The 20,642-nt window shown below is 67.8% G+C and carries 18 protein-coding genes, 1 tRNA gene and 4 pseudogenes; 15 read left to right on the top strand and 8 right to left on the bottom strand.

Features of this window, described 5'->3' with window-relative positions:
- Nucleotides 1-27: 27 nt before the first annotated feature.
- The gene (locus ACLML9_RS14410) at nt 28-624 is read right to left on the bottom strand and encodes a hypothetical protein (RefSeq protein ID WP_411945998.1); all 597 of its coding nucleotides are present in this window, start codon (nt 622-624) and stop codon (nt 28-30) included.
- A 289-nt stretch (nt 625-913) separates the two neighbouring features.
- Between ACLML9_RS14410 and ACLML9_RS14405 the strand changes: the two are divergent.
- Nucleotides 914-2,011 (top strand): annotated as a pseudogene (locus tag ACLML9_RS14405) (MFS transporter); the annotation flags it as partial.
- Between the two features lie 192 nt (nt 2,012-2,203).
- On the opposite strand, the pseudogene ACLML9_RS14400 reads toward ACLML9_RS14405, so the two are convergent.
- Nucleotides 2,204-2,302, bottom strand: a pseudogene (locus ACLML9_RS14400) (DNA-binding response regulator); the annotation flags it as partial.
- Between the two features lie 420 nt (nt 2,303-2,722).
- Entirely contained in the window at nt 2,723-4,147 is a 1,425-nt protein-coding gene (locus ACLML9_RS14395; protein ID WP_411945997.1) for a WGR domain-containing protein, read from the bottom strand.
- Nucleotides 4,148-4,346: 199 nt separating this feature from the next.
- Between ACLML9_RS14395 and ACLML9_RS14390 the strand changes: the two are divergent.
- The 3 genes and pseudogenes from ACLML9_RS14390 to ACLML9_RS14380 form a co-directional block, all read left to right on the top strand.
- A pseudogene (locus ACLML9_RS14390) lies at nt 4,347-4,928 on the top strand (FAD-dependent oxidoreductase); the annotation flags it as partial.
- 22 nt (nt 4,929-4,950) lie between these two features.
- A complete protein-coding gene (gene pip, locus ACLML9_RS14385; RefSeq protein ID WP_411945996.1) occupies nt 4,951-5,922 on the top strand; it encodes a prolyl aminopeptidase in 972 nt (323 codons plus the stop codon).
- Between the two features lie 161 nt (nt 5,923-6,083).
- Nucleotides 6,084-6,533: a nuclear transport factor 2 family protein gene (locus ACLML9_RS14380; protein WP_411945995.1), complete on the top strand. Its 450-nt coding sequence runs from the start codon at nt 6,084-6,086 to the stop codon at nt 6,531-6,533.
- A 123-nt stretch (nt 6,534-6,656) separates the two neighbouring features.
- On the opposite strand, the gene ACLML9_RS14375 is transcribed toward ACLML9_RS14380, so the two are convergent.
- Entirely contained in the window at nt 6,657-7,817 is a 1,161-nt protein-coding gene (locus ACLML9_RS14375) for an alkane 1-monooxygenase (RefSeq protein WP_411945994.1), read from the bottom strand.
- Between the two features lie 244 nt (nt 7,818-8,061).
- A complete protein-coding gene (locus ACLML9_RS14370) occupies nt 8,062-9,348 on the bottom strand; it encodes a lipase family protein (protein WP_411945993.1) in 1,287 nt (428 codons plus the stop codon).
- 400 nt (nt 9,349-9,748) lie between these two features.
- Here ACLML9_RS14370 and ACLML9_RS14365 point away from each other — a divergent pair, with 400 nt between their 5' ends.
- Nucleotides 9,749-10,996 carry an amidohydrolase gene (locus tag ACLML9_RS14365; protein WP_411945992.1) on the top strand — a complete coding sequence of 416 codons (1,248 nt, stop codon included), beginning with the start codon at nt 9,749-9,751 and terminating at the stop codon, nt 10,994-10,996.
- 102 nt (nt 10,997-11,098) lie between these two features.
- Nucleotides 11,099-11,584: a GNAT family N-acetyltransferase gene (locus ACLML9_RS14360; RefSeq protein ID WP_411945991.1), complete on the top strand. Its 486-nt coding sequence runs from the start codon at nt 11,099-11,101 to the stop codon at nt 11,582-11,584.
- Between the two features lie 168 nt (nt 11,585-11,752).
- Here ACLML9_RS14360 and ACLML9_RS14355 read toward each other — a convergent pair whose 3' ends face one another.
- The gene (locus ACLML9_RS14355; RefSeq protein WP_411945990.1) at nt 11,753-12,067 is read right to left on the bottom strand and encodes a hypothetical protein; all 315 of its coding nucleotides are present in this window, start codon (nt 12,065-12,067) and stop codon (nt 11,753-11,755) included.
- 230 nt (nt 12,068-12,297) lie between these two features.
- On the opposite strand from ACLML9_RS14355, the gene ACLML9_RS14350 reads away from it, so the two are divergent.
- From ACLML9_RS14350 to ACLML9_RS14340, 3 genes are read left to right on the top strand one after another with little or no spacing between them, the layout of a single operon-like run.
- Entirely contained in the window at nt 12,298-12,582 is a 285-nt protein-coding gene (locus tag ACLML9_RS14350; protein WP_411945989.1) for a hypothetical protein, read from the top strand.
- On the top strand, nt 12,582-13,133 hold the full coding sequence (locus ACLML9_RS14345) for a DUF6879 family protein (RefSeq protein ID WP_411945988.1): 552 nt from the start codon (nt 12,582-12,584) through the stop codon (nt 13,131-13,133). Before ACLML9_RS14350 ends, ACLML9_RS14345 begins: the two co-directional genes overlap by 1 nt.
- Entirely contained in the window at nt 13,130-13,954 is an 825-nt protein-coding gene (locus ACLML9_RS14340; RefSeq protein ID WP_411945987.1) for a helix-turn-helix domain-containing protein, read from the top strand. Before ACLML9_RS14345 ends, ACLML9_RS14340 begins: the two co-directional genes overlap by 4 nt.
- Before the next feature lie 304 nt (nt 13,955-14,258).
- Here ACLML9_RS14340 and ACLML9_RS14335 read toward each other — a convergent pair.
- A tRNA-Ile gene (locus tag ACLML9_RS14335) sits at nt 14,259-14,332 on the bottom strand.
- A gap of 135 nt (nt 14,333-14,467) precedes the next feature.
- Here ACLML9_RS14335 and ACLML9_RS14330 point away from each other — a divergent pair.
- From ACLML9_RS14330 to ACLML9_RS14320, 3 genes are all read left to right on the top strand, one after another.
- The gene (locus ACLML9_RS14330) at nt 14,468-14,917 is read left to right on the top strand and encodes a nitroreductase/quinone reductase family protein (RefSeq protein WP_411945986.1); all 450 of its coding nucleotides are present in this window, start codon (nt 14,468-14,470) and stop codon (nt 14,915-14,917) included.
- A gap of 993 nt (nt 14,918-15,910) precedes the next feature.
- Nucleotides 15,911-16,432 (top strand): hypothetical protein, encoded by a 522-nt coding sequence (locus ACLML9_RS14325; RefSeq protein WP_411945985.1) that lies wholly within the window; start codon nt 15,911-15,913, stop codon nt 16,430-16,432.
- A gap of 126 nt (nt 16,433-16,558) precedes the next feature.
- Nucleotides 16,559-17,233 (top strand): VTT domain-containing protein, encoded by a 675-nt coding sequence (locus ACLML9_RS14320; protein WP_411946005.1) that lies wholly within the window; start codon nt 16,559-16,561, stop codon nt 17,231-17,233.
- Nucleotides 17,234-17,257: 24 nt separating this feature from the next.
- Here the strand turns inward: ACLML9_RS14320 and ACLML9_RS14315 are convergent, their stop codons facing one another.
- Nucleotides 17,258-18,793, bottom strand: a complete 1,536-nt coding sequence (locus tag ACLML9_RS14315; RefSeq protein WP_411945984.1) for an aldehyde dehydrogenase family protein — start codon at nt 18,791-18,793, stop codon at nt 17,258-17,260.
- A gap of 221 nt (nt 18,794-19,014) precedes the next feature.
- Here ACLML9_RS14315 and ACLML9_RS14310 point away from each other — a divergent pair, with 221 nt between their 5' ends.
- The 3 genes and pseudogenes from ACLML9_RS14310 to ACLML9_RS14300 all read left to right on the top strand — a co-directional run.
- Entirely contained in the window at nt 19,015-19,473 is a 459-nt protein-coding gene (locus ACLML9_RS14310) for a DNA-binding protein (RefSeq protein WP_411945983.1), read from the top strand.
- Nucleotides 19,473-19,946 (top strand): Zn-ribbon domain-containing OB-fold protein, encoded by a 474-nt coding sequence (locus ACLML9_RS14305; protein WP_411945982.1) that lies wholly within the window; start codon nt 19,473-19,475, stop codon nt 19,944-19,946. Before ACLML9_RS14310 ends, ACLML9_RS14305 begins: the two co-directional genes overlap by 1 nt.
- Nucleotides 19,939-20,544: pseudogene (locus ACLML9_RS14300) on the top strand (lipid-transfer protein); the annotation flags it as partial. The gene ACLML9_RS14305 and the pseudogene ACLML9_RS14300, both read left to right, overlap by 8 nt.
- Nucleotides 20,545-20,642 lie beyond the last annotated feature (98 nt).

Below are 20,642 nucleotides of genomic sequence, written 5' to 3'. Positions count from 1 at the left end.
CCGGAGGCCGGAACGCGGGGCTTGACCTCACCATATGTCGAGGCTCGAGAGTGTCGGTATGCATGTGGAAGACGAGCGGAGTATCAGAGCCACCCTGACCCCCCACACCGCGCCGCGCTTCAGGTTCTCCGCGATCTCGACCACTCCCGGCGCGCCGATATCCGAACCCGCCCAGTGGTTGAACGCACCCATCGCCGGGCCGGACCACAGCTGGAAGTCACCGCGGCGCTCGGTTTCGCCCTCGGTGGCCCAGCGGGTGGACATCCCGAGATACCAGCGGAAGCACAGGGCCATCCGGTGTTTACGGTCCCGTTCGGCGCGGGTGAGCTGTTTCGGATCGCGGGCCTGCCAGAAATCCCTGGCCCGCGCCCAGATTTCGTCGACGGTGGCGCCGAAGATCTCGGTCTCGAGCTTCTTCGTATCGGCCGGGCTCAGTTCGTCCAGACCGGAATGAGCGGTGTAGCGGTCGTAGAGCCACTGGGCACGGGTCCAGAAGCGGCTCCCCTTCTCGAGCACCTGCACACGGGCGCCGAGCTCGAACATATCGGCGGCGGGCGCCGTGGTGAAGTCGGCGATATCGGCGGCCGTCGGTATGACCGCCGCTGTTCTTCCGAGGCCGGACACTGCCGCGGGCGCAGCTACTCGCGCACACCGCATTTCACCGGCACAGCGTCCGATTCGCCTCGACGCAGCCGTCGACCGGGCAGCTCGGACGGAAAAGTCCTGGCGCCGCATCTGGTTCATCGTGGGGGCCACGGCAGTCTCACTCGCCATACGGCTCCTTCGGCGACTCGGCTCGCCGAGCGCCACCAAAGGGTAATCTTGTTCAGCGTATAGGCCTTCCGAGCAGTGGCTAGAGGATCGGCCGAGGCCCGGGACCCACACCCGGCCCGCGGTACGGCACCATCGGACGATGCGAACCGGTGCCCGCCGGCCCGATGGACCCGCCGGTCCCCGACCCGATACCGCCGGACGGCTACCGCCCGACTTCTACCGGCTCTGGGGCGCGTTCACCGCCGGCCAGCTGGGCAGCGCCCTCGGCGCCGGCGCGCTGCCGCTGGTGGCGATCGTGCTGGTCGGCGCCTCCGATCTCCAGGTCTCGCTGATGGTGGCGGGCGCCGGGGTGGCGGCGGCCGCGATCGCGTTTCCGCTCGGCCCGTTCCTCGAGTTCCGGCGCAGACGCCCCGTCATGACGGTTGCGGGTATCACGGCGTGCGCCGCGCTGATCTCGGTGCCGATCGCCGCCCGGTTCGACATGCTCACCTACACGCACCTGTGCGTGACCGCAGCGGTCCAGACACTGTGCGCCGTCGTCTTCAATGCCGCGCGCGACGCGCACCTCAAAACCCTGGTCCCCGCACGGCAACGGGTCCGAGCCGGAACCCGGCTGGAGACCACCTTCTGGACCTCGACCACACTGGGCGGCCCGGTCGGCGGACTGCTCGTCACGGTATTCGGGACGACGACCACCCTGATCGTCGATTCGCTCGGACATCTGGTGTCGGCGCTCGGTATCCGCCGGATCCGCACGCCCGAAACCCCTCCCCCACAACGGGACGGCAACCGTCCCACCCCGGCCGGGATCAGAGCGGGCTGGACCTATCTCTTCGCGCATCCCACCCTGCACCGGCTGTTCTGGAACGCCATGCTCTTCGGCGGTTCACTGGTGCTCATCTCGCCGTTGCTGGCGCTGCTCATGCTGCGAGAACTGGGTTTTCCGCCATGGCAGTACGGGCTGGCCCTCGGGGTGCCGGGGCTCGGCGGCCTGCTGGGGTCGTGGTGCGCCCCGCGGCTCGTCGCCCGGTTCGGTGAACACGCCGTCCTGCTCGGATCCGGCACGCTGCGTACCTGCTGGCCCGGACTGCTCGTACTCGCCGGGCCCGGGCCGCTCGGGCTCGCCGTCGTCCTCGTCGCCGAAACGCTGCTGCTCTTCTGCGCCGGCGTATTCAACCCGGTGTTCGCCGCCTATCGCACGAACCACACCGCCGACGACCATATGGTGCGCGTCGGCACCGCCTGGTCGATCAGCGCCAGATGCGTCCAGCCCGCGTTCATCGCCCTCGGCGGTGTACTCGCGACCGCGATCGGCGTACGCGCGGCGATCGGCGTGGCGGCGCTGGCGCTGCCGGTCAGTGCCGCCCTGCTGCCCTGGGGCGGCGCGCGCGGAGACGCAGAGCCCACTCCGGTGACCGGACCGTGTCCAGGGCTCGATGAGCCCCGCGCGGATGGCATAGCGGGTCAGCGCCGGCCGATCACGTAATCCCATCTTCTGCGGGATATCGGCCCGATGCCGGTCCCCCGTCGTCGGCCACCCCGCCGCGTCCGTCGTCGGAGACCCGCAGCACCAGCGAATCACCGTGCACCCGCAGGCTCGGCCCGACCCGGTGGGCGCCCGCGTGCCGGGCGATATCGGTCAGGCCCTCCTGGGCAGGCGCGGGACCGGTTACGCGATCCGAACCCGACTGTCGAGGATCGGCTACCGGTCCGGTTTCCGCTCCGCCTCTACATTCCGCCAGAACTTCACCCGGTATTTCGGGATGACGCCCGGCCGGATGCGCGAACAATTCGGCTCCGCCGGGCCGGCGCCGGGTCCGCAGTGACCGGTGCCGCGCGCACCGGTGTCACGCGGGAACCACCGCCACCCGCGCCTCGCGCACCGTGGGTTCCCCGAGCCGGTGCCCGGGCCGCTTTCGACGTCGAGATCCGTGCGCGCAGCGCCTGATCAGGTCAGCCGGCGGATGTCCCCGCGCACCCGGTAGAACCCACCGCGCGCCGACTCGGCCACCCCGTCCACCACATAGCGGGTGCCGGCCTGCCGGATATCCCGGGGGAACTGCACATTCCACTCCCGCCGGTAGCCCGGTGAGACGATGTGCACCCGCAGACGCCCGCCCACATCGATACATTCGACGACCACGCCACCTCCCGCATCGGTGGCCACCTCCACGGTGCTGCTGGGCACCACGGCGGCCAGCGGCGGCGCCTTCACCGAGACGGTCTGCGGCAGCACACCCTGTTCGGCGTCGCGGACCGCGGTCTCGCTCACATCGAGGCAGGCCAGGGTGCCGGCGGTCGTGACGAGGTACAGCCGGTCGTCGTGATACTGCATCGAATACGCCGAACCGCAGCCGGTGCCGAGTTTCCAGAGCCGGCGACCGTCGGCGTCGAAGCAGTACACCGACGAATAGTTGTCACCGGCGAAGACGTAGCGTCCGTCCGGCGAGGCCGCGCACGAGTACACCGCGGCGTCGCACTGGAATGTCCGGTCGGCGCGGCCGCCCTTGTCCAGCATGCGCACCTGGTTACGCGCGGTACCGGCGTACACCGCCCCGGCCTCCTGCCAGCCGAACAGCACCGCTCCGCCGGTGCCGCGGTGCCACTGATGGTCACCGGAGGCCAGGTCGTATTTCGTGACCCCGCCCGAATGCCCGTGGTACACCCCGTCCGCGTCGATGCGCACCATCCAGCCCGAATCCCCATCGCTGCGCCGCGACCACAGCGATTCTTCCTCGTGGTCGATCACGGTGAGGCCGCCCTGCACATCGGAGACACCGAGGATGCCGTCGTGGATATCGAGCCAGTAGATATCGACATCGGCGGCGATATCGTAGGCCGCCCGCGGCACCTTGCCCGACAGATCGTAGACCCGGCCGTCGTCGCAGCCGGCGTAGATCCAGAAGTCGTCGGCGACAATGCATTTGACCGAGTCGGGTAGCCGGAAGCGCCCGGTCACCTCACCCGCCGGGGTGAGCGTGAAGACGTCGCCGTGCTCGTTACCCACCCAGCAGCGCTCGGAGTCGATGAAGATACCGAACGCCGCGGCACCCGAATCGAAGGTCCACAGCACCGGTGCGGTCCGGGCGGTGGAACGTCCGCTGGTGATCGCCCGCCGGGTGACCGCCCGTGCCGCCCGCGCGCCCGGGACCGCGGGGGCATAGCCCCTGCGGACCTTCTCGCCGATCTTCTTCTGCGCCGCCGCCTGCGCCTTCTGCGCGTCGGCGAAGGAGCTGACCTTGCTCTGCCCCTGGTCACCGATCCGCCCGTACCGGATCGTCACCTGGGTGCCGTCCACCGCGACCTCGTAGAACTTGTGCGCCGATCCTCCTTCCTCCGACAGTTCGAGATAGGTCGTGGTTGCCGTGGTCATACTGGCCCCGCTCGTCGTCGTTGCGCTTCGACGCGAAAAGTAGCAACCGGCACCGACATACGGAACACCGTCGAACCGGCGCCGCGGAACCTGCGGGCACGGGGCGCCGCGGACACCGGCCGAGACGGTGCTCACACCGCGTCACGCACACCGGCCCGGTCTCGTCTCCAGTGGTAGGACCCCGGAGAACGGAGCCACCATGCCTCAGCAGCGCACCCATGTGGTCGTGATCGGCGGCGGATACGCCGGAACCCTGGCCGCCAACCGGCTGCGCCGGCGGCCGGACCTCGGGGTCACCCTGGTGAATCCACGTCCGGAATTCGTCGAACGCATCCGCTTGCACCAGCTCGCCGCCGGTACGGGTACGGCGACAGCCGGCTACGACTCCCTGCTCGGAACCGGGATCGATCTGCTCGTCGACACCGCGACACGGATCGACACCGGCACCCGGACGATCCACACGGCCGCCGGTGCGGAACTGGCCTACGACTACCTCGTCTACGCCGTCGGCAGCACCGCGGCGCCGGGTTCGGCGGTGCCCGGCGCGGCCGAATTCGCCTGCTCCGTCGCCGAACTCGAGCAGGCCCAACGGCTGCGCGCGGCACTCGCCGGGACGGCCGCGAAGGCCCCGGTCACGGTCGTCGGCGCCGGCCTGACCGGGCTGGAGACCGCGACCGAACTCGCCGAGCAGGGCCGGACGGTGCGGTTGATCTGCGGCGGTGTACTGGGACCCGCGCTCAGCGCGCCGGGACGCCGTGCGGTGGCCGCCCGGCTGCGCCGTCGCCACCCACTACCGTTGCCCCGTGACCGCCTCGGAAATCCCGCGACCGTTTCCCACGATCGAACCCTACGAGTCCGGCCTGCTCGACGTAGGAGACGGCAACCGGATCTACTGGGAGACCGGCGGTAACCCGGCAGGCCGTCCCGCGCTGGTGGTCCACGGCGGGCCCGGCAGCGGTGGCCGCCGCGGCGCGCGCACCATGTTCGACCCGGAGGTCTTCCGGATCGTGCTGTTCGATCAGCGCGGCTGCGGTGAGAGCCGGCCGCACGCCGCGGATCCGGCGGTCGATATGCGGCACAACACCACCGAGCATCTGCTCGCGGATATGGAGGCGCTACGCGAACACCTGGGTATCGACCGGTGGCTGCTCTACGGCGGCTCATGGGGTTCGACGCTGATCCTCGCCTACGCCGAGCGTCATCCGGAACGGGTCACCGGAATCGTGCTGGTCGGGGTGACGACGACCCGGCCGCAGGAGATCGACTGGCTCTACCACGGCCTGCGGCTGCTGCTGCCGGACGAATGGGAGCGGTTCCGCGCCGGCGCCCCGGCCGGCGTCCGGGACGACGAACTGGTCGAGGCGTATCGGCAACTGATGGAAGATCCGGATCCCGAGGTCCGGGCGGCGGCGGCCCAGCGATGGTGCGCGTGGGAGGACGCGGCGATCGCACACGAAAACCTCGGCACGCCCGGTCAGTACAGCGCTAAACCCGATGCGGCGCGGCTGGCCTTCGTCCGGATCTGCACCCACTTTTTCGCCCACGCCGCCTGGCTCGAGGACGGCAGCCTACTGCGCGACGCCCATCGGCTCGCCGGCATCCCCGGTGTGCTCATCCACGGCCGCCTCGACCTGTCCGCACCCCTGCGCACCGCCTGGGAGCTCGCCCGTGCCTGGCCCGGCGCCGAACTGCGGATCGTCGACGATTCCGGGCACACCGGCAGCCCCGCCCTGCGCACCGCCGTGCTCGACGCGATCGCCCGTTTCACCGACTGACGCGAGTACCGCTTCCCGGATGCGCGGCCACCGTACGAAAGGGCTCGGGTTCCATACGATCAGTCGGCGACCGGCGGGTGTAACGCTCCGGCCGGAGTGCCGTCGAACGCGCTGTCCGATTGCCGCCGGCGAGCCGTCCACCGGACTCCGATAGTGGTTCCATGACCGCAACTTCCGCACCGTCGGCCCGGCTCGTCCTCGAAGGCATGTATCGCGCCGAAGCCGAGTACCTCGCCGCCGGCGGACCGGGCAACGCCTCGTTCACCACGCTCGCGCCGTTCTTCGCCGCGGACGTCGAACTCCACCAGGCCGACGGTCTCCCCTACGGCGGCGTCTGGCGCGGCCATGCCGGTATGGAGCGTTTCTTCCTCGTCATGAGCGCCACCTGGGACCGCTTCGATATGGCCGAGCAGACGATCCTGTCCGATTCCGGCCCGATCGTGGTCCACACCCGTGTGTACGCCCGCGCCCGCGTCACCGGCCGCGAACTGGATTTCCCCATCCTGCAGACCCTCACCGTGGTCGGCGGGCAGATCACCGAAGTCCGCCCGTTCTACTGGGACACCGCGGCCATCGCGGCCGCCTGCTCGCCAACCCCCGACAACGGATAGCAGGTGCAGCCCGACCTCGGGCACACACCGAGATTCGAAACGATGACGCGGGCTCGGAAACCGGTGGGTCGACGCAGAAAACGGCCTCGGCACACAGTGTCCCGCGCGTACGTTGCCGAGCTGTCACACCAGGATGTCGCCGGACTTCCCGGGCGATCCGCTCCGGGACTTTCGCGGTTTTCTATTGACGAGCGTGGTGTCGCCGCTGTAGTGGGTCAGGAGCCGGGGATCCATGACCGCGCGCCACAGCGGTGGGACGGCGGCGAGCAGGACCATGGTGGCGTAACCGAACGGCAGCTGTGGGGCTTCGTCGGAACTGCGCAGCGTCTGGTAGCGGCGGCCGGGGTTCGCGTGGTGGTCGCTGTGGCGTTGGAGGTGGAGCAGAAAAACGTTGGTGACCAGGCGGTCGCTGTTCCAGCTGTGGCGTGGTGCGCACCGCTCGTAACGGCCGTCGGCGCGGCGGGCCCGGAGCAGACCGTAGTGCTCGAGGTAGTTCACGGTCTCGAGCAATCCGATGCCGATCACGGCCTGTAGCGCCAGATAGGGGATGACGACGGGCCCGAAGACGAGAATCATCGAACCGAACACCACGACGCTCAGCGACCATGCCTGCAGTAGCTGATTGTCCCGGCTGAACCACCTCTTCCCTCTGCGGGACAGGCGTTCCCGTTCCAGGGCAAGTGCCGAGCGGAAGCCGCCGACCGCGCTGCGCGGTATGAACGCCCACAGCGGCTCGCCGAAGCGGGCGCTCGCCGGGTCCTCGGGTGTGGCGACGCGGACATGATGGCCGCGGTTGTGCTCGACGAAGAAATGACCGTACCCGGATTGCGCCAGCGCGATTTTCGCCAGCCAGCGTTCGGAATGTTCGACCCGATGGCCGAGTTCATGCGCGGCATTGATGCCGATACCGGATACAATCCCCAAGGTTACGGTCAGCCCGAGTTTGTCGACGAGCGTCAGTTCGGAGCCGGACCACATGTATCCCGCGATAGCCAGACCGATGAGTTGCATAGGCAGGAAGAGAAATGTGCACCAGCGGTAATAGCGGTCGTTGGACAAGGCCTCGTAGTCTTCGTCGCGCGGACTGATTCCGTCGCAGCCCGCCACGATGTCCAGCACCGGAATGATCACGAACACGAGGATCGGACCGATCCACCAGAAGAGCGTGAGCCCGGTGAGGTGCACCAGTTGCGAGGGTAGTAGCGCGCAACCGGGCGCCACGGTGCTCAGAATCCAGAGATAGCGTTTGTGATCGCGCGCGTTTTCGCGTCTGAGAGGTGTCATATCCGTTCCGCTCTTTCGCACGGCAACCTGATCAGTGATGGCAGCTGAAGACGGGTAACGCTGAAACGCCGCATATCTCGATACGCCCGGCCGGTCGGCCCGGAGCAGAGAGTTCCTGGACCGACGGTAGCCGGACATGGCCAGCGAGACACGCGGACGCGTTCAGCCGAGAATGCGTGATCGCGGCAGAGCTACTGCCCGATCGGGATATCGGAGTGCCGGAGGCGGTCGTGCCTCCGCCGGACTACGGCAGGGCCGCGCAGTTCGCGGGGGCCGGCACGTTGGCAAGGCGATCGGTCACCCACTGCTGCGAGGTCATCAGCGACGGGAAGAACGCTACATCGTGGGTACCCAGCAACCCGGCGGATATGGGGGGCAGACCGGCGTCCGAGTCCAGCTGAACGGTCGCACCGGCACCGCACCAACTCGCGGCCATACCGTGCACGGCCGCGTACGGCGCTCCCTCATCGTGCCTGGCCGAGTAGATACGGACCGGCACCGAGGGGGCGAGCCCCCCGAGCCGCTGCTGGTCGAACGCCCTTTTCAGTTCCGGGGAGCCATCGATCACGGCCGTGAGCGGCAGTCCGCTGGTGGTCCACTGCGTCGTGTTCTGCGGTTGTGTGAAACTGCTGGAGAGGCCGCCGCATTTACCGATCGCCTCGTTCATGATCGCCTTACCGGTGTTGTTCAGCGCGGCGTCGAGTACCGGCCGGGTGTCGGGATAATCGGCGGCGATGCCGTTGACGATCCAGGCGATGGCCGTTCCGACACCGGGGCGGCCGTCGAAGCGCGCGATGTAGTCCTGTGGGCTCACCAGGGGCCCGCCCACATAGACGCCGCGCACGTTCAGGTCGGGAGCATATTTCGGTTGCAGCTCGGCCGCCGCCGCGGAAGCCATGCCGCCCTGGGAGTAGCCGTACAGCAGGACCGGCGAGTTCGGACCGAGTCCGGTATCGGGCAAACGCAACGCGGCACGCGCGGAGTCCAGTACCGCGTAGCCCTGTGTTTTGCGGTTGAGGAAGTTGTGGATGCCCGGCGCGTTGAGGTCGTGGTAGTCCGTTATCACCACCCCCATACCGCGAGCGAGCAGTTGGTAGATCGCGATGGCGTCGTATTCGAAGATCATATCGGCCGGCGGCTGGAATCGGACCACCTGCGACAGCATCGCCGAAGGCGCGCATTCGGCGCCCTGCCCCTGGGTGCCGCCCGCATACGCCACCAGCGGGCGCTCTCCCGGGCCGGTCCACGGCGCGAGCGGCTCGAGGTACGTGCCCACCACAGTGGTGGGCGCGTCATGGGTATCGCTGCTGGCATAGGTGAGGCGTATCGACCTGGCCGGGACCGTCCCGGGTATTCCGGGCGCCGACACCACTGTTTGCGACGCTTCGGCACGGAGAATGTCGCCCCCGGCGCCTTGCGACTGTAACGGCGCCGGTTCCGTCCATGCCGGTGGTGCGGCGATCGCCCCGCCACCGGCGACGATGAAAGTTCCTGTCAACACTGCGACCCAGGCGCGTTTTTCGCTCTTCATACCGATCCTTCATGCGTGTGGTTCATCCAGGGCAGTTATCGGGCCGGAAGGCACGAGCGCCGCAGACGCAGCACAACGCTGCTGGTCAGCGGACCATTAGCAGGAGACGGTGACGCTTCGATCCAACCGATCACATCGAATACTGCGAGTATCTCTATTCGAGCGCACAAGCAGGAGCACAGGCATTTCGATTGCCGAGGCCACAGCTTATGCCATGCGGCGAGCGCAGTCCGGGAAGCCGCCACCCCGATTCGGCGCGAGTCGACCGGTCTCCGGTCAACGCAGGCAACCGGATGGAAGAATGGCCGGACGCGCAGACCGCTCCGCGTGCGTACGGCTCCATGGACGACCTGCTGGTCGGGTCATCTGCCCAGCAGAAGACGGCATCGGAGGAGATCCCGTGACCACATCAGGCGGTATCGGCACCGATCGGGCCCTCGTGGATCTGTACAAGGACATCCACCGGCATCCCGAACTCGGGTTCCGCGAACACCGCACCGCCGCCCTCGTGGCCGACCGGCTGCGCGGCGCCGGGTTCGACGTCACCACCGGAGTCGGACGGACCGGGGTGGTCGGCGTCCTGAAGAACGGTGCGGGCCCGACTGCCCTGCTGCGAGCCGATATGGACGCCCTGCCCGTACGAGAGGACACCGGCCTCGACTACGCCAGCACCGTCACGGTCACCGATGAGGACGGCCGCACCGTCCCGGTGGCCCACGCCTGCGGTCACGATCTGCACACCACCTGCCTGGTGGGTGCGGCACAGACGCTCGCCGCCGACAGCTCCGGTTGGCTGGGCACCCTACTGCTGGTGTTCCAGCCCGCCGAGGAGCTGGGCGCCGGCGCCCAGGCCATGGTCGACGACAGCCTGTTCGACCGATTCCCGATGCCGGATGTCGTCCTCGGCCAGCATGTGGCGCCGCTACCGGCCGGCAAGATCGCCGGGCATCCGGGCCCGGCGTACGCGGGCTCGGATTCGCTGCGCGTGCGGCTCGTCGGCCGCGGCGCACACGGATCCATGCCGGAGGCCTCGGTCGATCCCGTCGTACTGGCCGCCGCGACGGTACTGCGCCTGCAGACCGTCGTCTCCCGGGAGATCCCGAGCACCGCGACAGCGGTGCTCACCGTCGGTTCGAGCCATGCCGGCGACGCCGCGAACGTGATTCCCGGGCACGCCGAAATCCAGTTGAACATCCGCAGTTACGACCCTGCCGTGCGCCGGCGCATCCTGGATAGCGTCGAACGCATCGTGCGCGGCGAAGCGGCCACTGCCGGCGCGCCGGAAGAGCCCACCATCACCGAGATCGAACGCTTCCCGGTCGTCATCAACCACCCGGCCGCATTGCACAGAACCCTCGAGGCCTTTGCGTCGTGGCTGGGGCCGGACAATATCCTCGATCCGGGAGCCGGCGCCGGAAGCGAGGACGTCGGCATCTTCGCCACCGGTTCCGGCGCGCCGCTGTCCTACTGGCTGCTCGGCGGCGCGGACCCGGCCCAGTTCACCACGGGCGATATGACCGACCCCGCCCTGCTCACCGTGCCCTCCAACCACTCGCCCCGGTACGCCCCCGTCATCGACCCGACGCTCCCGATCGGCGTCGGCGCCTTGGTGACCGCGGCCCGCACCTGGTTACCGGCCACCCGCTGACCCACTTGGAGCCGGAGGGGTGGTTCCGAGCCCCACTCGATGCACGGCACGCCCGGCCGGAATTCCGTTGACACTTCCGGCACCGACCGGCAACCTCCCGGTATGCGAGAGAACCCGATGTCGATCGACCTGGAGCCGCTGACCGAGAACAGTCTCGCAGCGCTGCTGGCGGCGGCGGTGGCCGATGCCGATCCGTCGGAGGTCATGCCCCCGGTGGCCGGGGAACCGGGATGGACCGCTCAACGCAAGCAGGCTTTTCTGGAGTTCCACCGTGGACGCGCGCTCCGAGCCGAGGAGCCGGTCGAACTCACCTACGTCATCACGGTCGACGGCCGGGCCGTTGGTGCGGCGCGCCTGGAATATCAAGGCGACTCGTTCGAAGCAGGTGTCTGGATCGGCCGCTCCCACCGCGGTCGCGGAGTCGGACGAGCGGTCGCCGGAAAACTACGAATCGCCGCCGCGGCTACCGGTATCCGGCAGATTGTCGCCGTCACCACCGATGACAACGCAGCCGCGCGGCGGCTGCTGCCGGCAGGGACGCCGGTGGGCGAGGACGGCACGGTCAGGGCAGCCGTAGAGCTCGAATAACGCAAGAAATGTCGAACACCGGAACTGTCCGGGATTCGGCAATACCGCAGCGTTGTATCGCCCGGCACGGCCCGCGCAAAGATGTCGTGCCCGGCTATTCCGGCCACACCAGTGCCCAGACCAGCACTGCCAGCGGCAGCCCTACCGCAATGAGGAAGCCGAGTGTGATCACGCCCGGCCCATATCGACCACCGGCCACCGGTGACCGCGCGGGTAGACCTGGACAGGCGTGACCAGCGCGGCGAGATCGGTCACGACATGACGCATCGCGTCGGCGTGCTCGAACCCCGGCACCACGACGGCCTCGGCTTCGTGTTCGGCCACCGCGCCCGCCAGGATCAACGAAGAAACCAGCGGGCCGGTGTCGAGGTAGATCGTCCACACAACCCGGTAACCGAACCGGTCGGCCACCTGATGAATATCCACGCCGTGGCCGAACACATCCTTGCGGATCAACCCGAGCGCCCTACCCCTGCCGTCCATCTGCTCCCTGTCCCGCGCGTGTTGGTGTGCACCCGCCACCGGGGAGCGAGTCATGGCCCCCGAGTGCAGCTCTGGTGGGCCGACCCGGCGGCGGGGCCGAAAATGACGCTAGAGGCGCAGAGTTGGCGTTCACTACGACTTTGCGAGACTTTGCGCGAAACCTTGGCGTGTGCAGACCAATACAGGATGATTGCGCTATCAGATCATCTCGATCGCAAAGGATGCATACCGTGCACTTACGACTTCTCGGCTCGGGCTCGGATCACGGCACCTGCCCGGCGGTGTATGCCGCCGACACGGGCGCACTTGTGGTGCAAGGCGATATCACCGGCCGCGCGGCCACCGTACTGGTCCCTCACGAACTGATCGACTGGCTCGAACCGGGTATGAAGTTGCGGGTGGAGGCCGCCGATACGCCTGGAGCTTTTCTCGTAACCGGCGAACCCGTCACCGCGCCGGAGGTTCTGGCGCAGCTGACCCTTGCCGACCACGAAACGGCCGTGGTGGTGCGCTGATGCGGCATGTCGTCGGCGACGGGATATTCGAACCGCTGTTCCGCACGGCCCGATATCGCGCTTTCCACCTGGAGGTGCAGGACACCTACGGCGTAGCCGATGAGGTCGAAGCATTGCGGCGCTGGGAGGCCGGAGAAGCCTACGAGCCGGCGGAACAACCCGCATCCTGGAGAGCCTGGGATGACCTGATGGTCGAAACAGCCGGGCGCGGTGTCGTGCTCGAACGACTACGCGTGGTCACCGTTCCACACTCGGACTACACACGGTGGCTGCTCAGCCGAACGGATATTCGTATCGAAACAGGCGAATCGGTGCGATGGCTCCCCCGCCACCTCACCGGCCCGGACGAGGTACCCCGCGACGACTATTGGTTGTTCGACGACGATACCGTTGCATTCACCACCTTCGCCGAAACGGGAGAATTCATGGGCCTATCGATCACCACCGACCCAGGAATCGTCGACCGTTGTGTACGAGCGCGAGCGATTCTGTGGCAGCACGGCATCGACCACGCCCGGTATGCCGATAGCGAGTACACGCACGCGCAGTGAACGCTGTCTCCGACGCACGGTCCGCGCTCGGCGCACGCCTACGCGAATTGCGCCGAGCCGCTCACCTCACCGGCGTCGAACTCGCCGCACGGTGCGGCTGGCACTCCAGTAAGGTCAGCCGCATCGAGCGCGGAAAACAGGCACCCTCCGAAGCGGACCTCGCCGCCTGGTGCGATGCCTGCAAGAGCCTGGCCGTTCTCGACGACCTGGTTGCCAGCCTGCGCAACCTACGCTCGATGTACTTGGAGTGGCAGCGCACCGTGGCCGCCGGCCACGCCCACCGGCAACGCCAGTCGATCGAGCTGGAAGGGCAAACGCGGCTGATCCGATGGTTCGCCCCCGATACCCTGCCCGGCCTGCTGCAGACCGAGGAATACGCGCGTGCCGTCCTGCGCGCCTGCATCGCCATCACCGGTGGCCGTGACGACCTGGAAGAAGCCGTAGCCATGCGAATGGCACGCCGGCGCGTCCTCGAACGCGCCGGCCACCGGTTCCGTATTCTGATCGGCGAATTGTCGCTACACCGCACCGTCGGGAGCGCCGAGGTCATGGCGGCGCAACGTGAACACCTGCTCAGCGAGTCGACGCGGCCGAACCTGCGGCTGGGGGTGATCCCGCTGCGAGCCGAGTACCGAGCACCCGCGACGAACTTCGTGATGTACGACCGCGCCCAGGTCATCACCGAAACCGTGAGCGCCGAACTCACCATCACCCGGCCGTCGGAGATCGCGCTGCACGAGAAAACGTTCGCGCTACTAGCCGAGCAAGCCGTACACGGTGACGCCGCCCGAGCGTTGATCCGGGCAACTGCACCCCGATAAGAGAGCCGTCGAACAGCTTCGAGCGTCGCGTGCCGTATCCGACATGAAGTATGAACCCGACTCCGGGGCAAGTGACAACTGCAACTACTGACAGGCGCATCCTGTAGAGACTCCCGCAGGCCTCCTCTGATCCCGGCAGGCACACTTCTGCCCAGACCAGCCGCGCAGTTATCCGCCGACTCGCACAGGTCGTCAGACCATTCCCAGTGGACAAATCCTACCGGCACATACATTGGTGAAAAGGTGCCGTTCTGGATCAACTCGGCCGTAGCACCCTACGTTTCCGCTGGTAGAACCCAGTTTGTGGGGCGGGTGGGGCTCGAACCCACGACCAATGGATTATGAGTCCACGGCTCTAACCGACTGAGCTACCGCCCCTGGCAGCGACCTGAGGTCGCAAGTGTCGGATGGTACCCGTTTGGCGTGGCGGGGGCCAGTTGATCGGGTCCGGGCGGCCGTGGAGTGCCGGGGTGCTGGTTAGGCTGGGGTCGTTGCCGGAGCGGAGGAGGGCGCGTGGCGAAACTGTTCGTGCGGGCGTTGCAGGCGCATCAGTGGCTGTACGAGAAGAGCGGCGGGCTGGTGGGGCATCGGCTGCTGTTCGGGAATCCGACCCTGCTGCTGCGGACCGTGGGGCGGAAGACGGGGCTGGAGCGGACGTCGGCGCTGACCTATGCCAGGGACGGGGCGGATTACCTGGTCACCGCCTCGAACGGCGGGTCGCCGCGGCCGCCGGGGTGGCTGGCGAATCTGCGGGCGCGGCCGGAGTGCGAGATCCAAGCCGGGCGGCGCGCGTTTCCGGTTCGGGCCCGGGTCACTCTGCCCGACGATACGGAGTACGCGCGCCGCTGGGGGTTGGTGGACGCTGTGAATCAGGGCCGGTACAGCGAGTACCAGCGGATGACGAAGCGTCCGATTGCCGTGGTCGTGCTGTCGCCCGCGAGTGGTGCGGGTCAGTCGGAGTAGCTCTCCGAGCCGACCCGCGCACGCGCTCTCCGGGGCCGGAGGTCCTCCGGGGGGCGACTGGCGAGATGGACTACGGAGGCAACGAGAATCAGGATTGCGAGCACTACCAATGCGGTAACCACGGCACGCACAGTAACGATGTCAAGGGTGGTATTGCACCCCAGAACGGTCTATGGTGCGCACGGCGGTTTCCGCCAACCGGAGACCGTTTCGCCGGATATGACGGATTTTCGGGTATATCGATATACCGCCGGACATTTTGGGATACAAACCCAAAACCCTTGATGCGGTGTGAAATTACACAGTTCCACCGATGCCGAATCGGTATGGGCGCAACACGCAGACAGGTTCCCCACCTGTGAAAAGTGGTGAAGGCGAGTCCTATGCGGAACGCCTATTTTTGTGCGATCTCACAATCGGTTTCGCGTGTCCCACCCGAAATATTGACCGCGACTGCAAGTTACAGACACGCTGCCGAAAGGCATACGCCCCCTGCGCCTTCGACGGGGCTGCCATGGCCCGCCGGGCTCTCTCGAACGAGTTCTCCCGGCCGGTCGCTACGACGACGAGCCACCGCCGCAACTGCTACCGCCGCCCCCGCAGCTACTTCCACCGCCACAACTGCTCCCACCGCCGCAACTGCTACCGGAAGAACCACTGTCCCCGTGATTTCCACCGCCCGAGGCATCGGCGGACCAGATACCACCGGAGGAGGCGTATCCACCCCGCCGCGTTCGGTTACCGCCGCGCGGCGAACTCGTCTTGACGATCACCACCACAATGCCCACGACCACCGTGAGGCAGCCCACCCCGAATACCAACACGATGAACGGCGCCAGATCCATTTCTCAACGGTACCGAGGAAAACACTCGGCCACCGAACGTTTTCGACCGTGGAGCCACCGGACCTCCGCCTCGATATCCGCCACCGAGCCGAGACCCGCCCTCCGATACAGGAGACCGGTCCGGCGAGCGGTCCGCGATAATGACAGCGTGTCCGCGTTCACCCTGTTCCGCCGCCGCCGCGGGATCGATCCCGCCACCGTGACGCGGGCGGTCGATGAGCTCGAGCTCTCCGAAGCCGTCTACAAGACCTGCCCGTGGGAGCCGCGCGATCTCGTGGCCACGGGATTGCGGCAGTGGTTACGCTGTTGCGGCGCGGCGCTGGCGGACGGTCAGGTGATCGGGATGCCGTCGCACGCGGTCGACGAGGCATGGCACGGGCTCATCTTGTGCACGCGGCGGTACGCGCGGTTCTGCGAGCGCGCCTATGGACAGTTCCTGCACCACTACCCGGACGGCGACGGCAACGTGTCGGGCGGCGGGCAGGGTGACGACACGGCGAGCCGGCTCGGCCGTACTGTGGTGGCGTGGTCGCTGGTGGCGCGCCCGGGCGAGGAGTGTGTGCTCTGGGACCTGGATTCCCGGCTGGGACTGGCACAGCCCTGGGGAATCCCCGCCGAGCGGGTGGCCTCGATCGAAGCCGGCCTGCGGCAGCACGCCGCCGGCCGTTGAGCGGCTATCCGACCGCTATATATTCACTATTCGGGCAATCCGGATTAAGCCGACACGCCACGCTGCGGTATCTTCGGCGGGGTGAGTTACTCAGCCGTCGCAGCGGCCACCACCGAACTTGCCCTGATGCCGGGTTTTCTGGACCCGGTGAATCTGCTCAACTCGTTCGGCACCTGGGTGCTACTCGGCCTGCTCGTCGTGGTGTTCATCGAGTCGGGCCTGCTGTTCCCGCTACTGCCCGGTGATTCACTGCTGTTCACCGCGGGACTCATCGCCGCCTCCAAATCGGCGGAGATCGAACCCTTCGCGCCGATCTGGCTGCTCCTCGTACTGATCCCGATCGCGGCGATCGCCGGCGATCAGGTGGGCTATCTGATCGGCACCAAGGGCGGGGCCGCGCTGTTCAAGAGCGACGACGCGAAGATCCTCAAGAAGTCCTATCTCGACGAATCGCACGCGTTCTTCGAGAAGCACGGGCCGATCACCATCGTGCTGGCCCGGTTCGTCCCGATCGTGCGCACCTACGCACCGCTGGTCGCCGGGGCGGCCAAGATGAAGTACTCGGTGTTCCTCACCTACAACGTCGTCGGCGGCGTGCTCTGGGGCGCCGGGGTCACCATGCTCGGCTACCTGCTCGGCCAGATCGCGATCGTGCGCGACAATGTCGACCTGATCTTCCTGCTCATCGTGGCCGTCTCGGTGCTCCCGATCGTCTGGGAGGTCGTCAAACGCTATCGCTCCGGCCGGGGGAAGACCGCCGCGGCGGACGCGGACGAACCCGCCGATCACCCGGCCGCCTGATCGCACAGGCGGCCGGGCCACCGGTCAGCGCACCAGGCGGCGCAGCAGTTTGTTGCCGAACAGGGTGCCGATGGTCTTCTCCAGCGTGGCGGCGGTGGCCTCGCTGTAGGGATACCAGATGTTCTCCTTCTTCAGACCCCACCGGTCCAGCAGCACCGGCTGCGGGTGCGCGAAGCCGCGCAGCGCGTCCCGGCCGTTGACCAGGCCCAGGCCGCTGTCCTTGCGTCCGCCGAAGGGCGCCTCGGCGACGCCGTAGATCACCGACGCGTCGTTCTGCACCACCGACCCGGTCTTCAGCTGTTTGGCCAGCCGCACGACCTTGGCCTTGTCCTTGGTGAACACACTGCCGCTGAGGCCGTACTGGCAGTCGTTGGCCATCTTCACGGCCTCCTCCTCGTCCCGGACGCGCATGATCGCGACGATCGGGCCGAAGGTCTCCTGCTGCATGATGTCCATATCGTGGGTGACGTCCACGACCACGGTCGGCTTGAAGAACACGCCCTCGGCGGTATCGGATTCTCCACCGAGCAGGACGGTGGCGCCCTTGGCCTTGGCGTCCTCGACGTGCTTCTCGACGATCTCGAGCTGCCGGTCCCAGAACAGCGGGCCGACATCCTTGCCCACGGCGCCGTAGGTCACCTCGGCGGCGCGTTTGCGCACCTCCTCGATGAACCGGTCGGCGATGCTCTCCACCACGTAGATCCGCTCGACCCCGACACAGACCTGACCGGTGTTGAACATCGACAGGTACACCGCGCCGAGCGAGGCACGGTCCAGATCGGCATCGGCGCAGACGATCATCGCGTCCTTGCCGCCGAGTTCGAGGGTGACCGGGATCAACCGGCCCGCGCAGGCGGCGGCGATCTTCTTGCCGGTGGCGACGCTGCCGGTGAACGAGATCTTGTCGACATCGCCGTTCACCAGGGCCGCGCCGGTCTCGCCGTCACCGTGCACGACCTGCAGCACGCCCTCGGGAACGCCGGCCTCGTGCAGCACCTTGACCGCCCACTCCCCCGAGTGCGGGGTGACCTCGGACGGTTTGAGCACCACCGAGTTACCCGCCAGCAGCGCCTGGGCGATCGGGTTCAGCGAGAGGATGAACGGGCCGTTCCACGGCGTGATGACGCCCACCACGCCGAGCGGCTGATAGTTGATGACGAGTTTCTTCAGCGGCAGCATGTAGCCGTGCAGGCGGCGCTTCTCGTCGGCCAGGTCCTTGGTGGCGCGGCCACTCCAGTAGTTCAGGAAGTCGCAGGCGGGCACCATTTCCACGGCCAGCGCCTCGACCCGCGGTTTACCGGTCTCCTGCCTCACCGTTTCGACGATCTCGTCGCGACGGGCCAGTAGCACCGAGACCGCGTTGCGGATGATCGCGGCACGTTCCGCGACCGGCCGGGCGGCCCAGCCCGGCTGCGCGGCGCGCGCCGTGGCCAGGACCGCGGCTACATCGTCGGCCGTGCTCACCTCGATCTCGCCGACGCGTTCGCGGGTAGCGGGGCTGCGCAGCTCGAGCCGCCGGCGTCCGTCGGCGGTCGGCTCCAGCTGTTCAACGATGGCCATGGTGATCTCTCCTCACCGGAGGAATTGGAACAGGTTCTACTTGAATTCGGAGCTTACGTCATGCGCGCGGGCGACGCACCGGGGATCGCTCGAACAAGTCCGGGACTACCCACGATGCCGCTATCAACCGATTCAATCAAGTGATTGACACAGGGCCGCCGCGCGGAACACCATCGACACGCGGTCCAGTGCCGGACCGCACCCCGATCGGCAGGAGACCGATGACAGCCGAGTCCCCGGACGCGAGTCTCACCGCGCCCTACAGCATCGAATTCCCGTACAACCGGACGGTCGGCGAGAAGATCGGCACCTTCCTCGGCGGTCTGCGCGACGGCGAGTTGTACGGGGTGCGCACCGCCGCCGGCGCCGTGCTCTGCCCGGCGCTGGAGTTCGACCCGGCCACTGCGGCCCCCACCGGCGAGCTGGTCCGCCTGACACCCCTCGGCACCGTCACCCACTGGACCTGGGTGCCCACCCGGCCCGGCGACGAGATCGAGGCCGACCACTTCGCCTGGGCCCTGATCACTATCGACGGCACCGAGGGCGGGCTCTTCCACGCCGTCGATACCGGCGGCGACCCGTCCCGCCTCGCCGCGGGCCTGCGGGTGGCACCCCGCTGGCGCGCCGAACGGGTCGGCAGTATCCGCGATATCGTCTGCTTCGAACCGCTGGAGTCGTGATGAGCACCCTGCCCACGCCCGTGGAATCGTTCACCAGCCCGCACAAGGTGGACTACACCTTCGTCGCCGGAACCGGGCGTTCGACCTTTCTGCGCGGGCTGAAGGAACGCCGGCTGCTGGCCCGCCGCTGCCCGTCCTGCGAGCGCGTCTACCTGCCCTTCCCCGAATTCTGCTCCCGCTGCCTGGTCGAGCTCGCCGCGCCGTTCGAACTGGACGGCACCGGCGTGGTCACAACGTTCTGCGTGGTGAATTTCCCGTTCCCGGGCCAGGTGATCGACCCGCCGTACCTGGTGGCCTATATCCAGGTCGACGGTGCGGACACCACGCTCATGCATCTGATCCGCGACATCGAACTCGCCGATGTGCACATCGGGATGCGCGTGGAACCGGTGTGGTGCGCCGAGGAGGACCTGGACACATCCATGAACAGCATCCGCTACTACCGGCCGGTCGCAGGAGGTTCCGATGCGTGATATCGCGGTGGTCGCATTCGCGCAGTCGCCGGGGACCTCCGCCGACCGGCACGACGATATGGCCGAGATCCTGCTGCCGGTGATGCGCGAGGCGCTCGGCTCGGCCGGAATCGACCGCACCGAGGTCGATTTCTGGGCGTCGGGCAGCCACGATTTCCACGAGGGCCGGACCTTCGCCTATATCGAATCACTCGACGCGGTGGGCGCGTGGCCGCCGATCTCGGAATCCCACGTCGAGATGGACGCCGCCTGGGCCGCCTATGAGGCGTGGTCGTGGCTGCAACTCGGCGAGGGCGAGATCGCGGTGGTCTACGGTGTCGGGCGCGGGTCGCTGGCCCACGATCTCGACCAGGTGACCGCCACCCAGCTCGACCCGTACTTCCTGGCCCCGCTGCGGCCGCATCAGGACGCGCTGGCCGCGCTGCAGGCGCAGGCGTTGATCGCCGCCGGGATGCTGGACGAGAAACAGCTGGCCGAGGTGGTGGTCCGGGCGCGGGCGGGCGCGGTGGGCAATCCGGGCGCCCAGGTGTCCGGGGAGTTCACGGTGGACGAACTGCTGGCCGCGCCATATCTGGCGTCGCCGCTGCGTGCCCACGATCGGGGGCCCCGCGGGGGGGCCCCGGCGGGGCCGGTGGGGGGGGGGGGGGGTAGATAGGGAGGGAGGGGGGTGGGGAAGAATGGTGTAGTAGGCGGGGT

It is taken from the genome of Nocardia sp. NPDC002869 (assembly GCF_046764065.1).
Classification (GTDB): Bacteria; Actinomycetota; Actinomycetes; order Mycobacteriales; family Mycobacteriaceae; genus Nocardia; species Nocardia rhamnosiphila.
The sequence above is the reverse complement of the archived record's forward strand: the minus strand, read 5'-3'. Positions and strand labels throughout refer to the sequence as shown.

What these genes read in the sequence shown, in the direction of transcription:
- ACLML9_RS14395 (WP_411945997.1), bottom strand. Translation starts at nt 4,147, where the DNA reads ATGACCACGGCAACCACGACCTATCTCGAACTGTCGGAGGAAGGAGGA.
- ACLML9_RS14380 (WP_411945995.1), top strand. Translation starts at nt 6,084, where the DNA reads ATGACCGCAACTTCCGCACCGTCGGCCCGGCTCGTCCTCGAAGGCATG.
- ACLML9_RS14375 (WP_411945994.1), bottom strand. Translation starts at nt 7,817, where the DNA reads ATGACACCTCTCAGACGCGAAAACGCGCGCGATCACAAACGCTATCTC.
- ACLML9_RS14370 (WP_411945993.1), bottom strand. Translation starts at nt 9,348, where the DNA reads ATGAAGAGCGAAAAACGCGCCTGGGTCGCAGTGTTGACAGGAACTTTC.
- ACLML9_RS14360 (WP_411945991.1), top strand. Translation starts at nt 11,099, where the DNA reads ATGCGAGAGAACCCGATGTCGATCGACCTGGAGCCGCTGACCGAGAAC.
- ACLML9_RS14355 (WP_411945990.1), bottom strand. Translation starts at nt 12,067, where the DNA reads ATGGACGGCAGGGGTAGGGCGCTCGGGTTGATCCGCAAGGATGTGTTC.
- ACLML9_RS14345 (WP_411945988.1), top strand. Translation starts at nt 12,582, where the DNA reads ATGCGGCATGTCGTCGGCGACGGGATATTCGAACCGCTGTTCCGCACG.
- ACLML9_RS14320 (WP_411946005.1), top strand. Translation starts at nt 16,559, where the DNA reads ATGCCGGGTTTTCTGGACCCGGTGAATCTGCTCAACTCGTTCGGCACC.
- ACLML9_RS14315 (WP_411945984.1), bottom strand. Translation starts at nt 18,793, where the DNA reads ATGGCCATCGTTGAACAGCTGGAGCCGACCGCCGACGGACGCCGGCGG.
- ACLML9_RS14310 (WP_411945983.1), top strand. Translation starts at nt 19,015, where the DNA reads ATGACAGCCGAGTCCCCGGACGCGAGTCTCACCGCGCCCTACAGCATC.
- ACLML9_RS14305 (WP_411945982.1), top strand. Translation starts at nt 19,473, where the DNA reads ATGAGCACCCTGCCCACGCCCGTGGAATCGTTCACCAGCCCGCACAAG.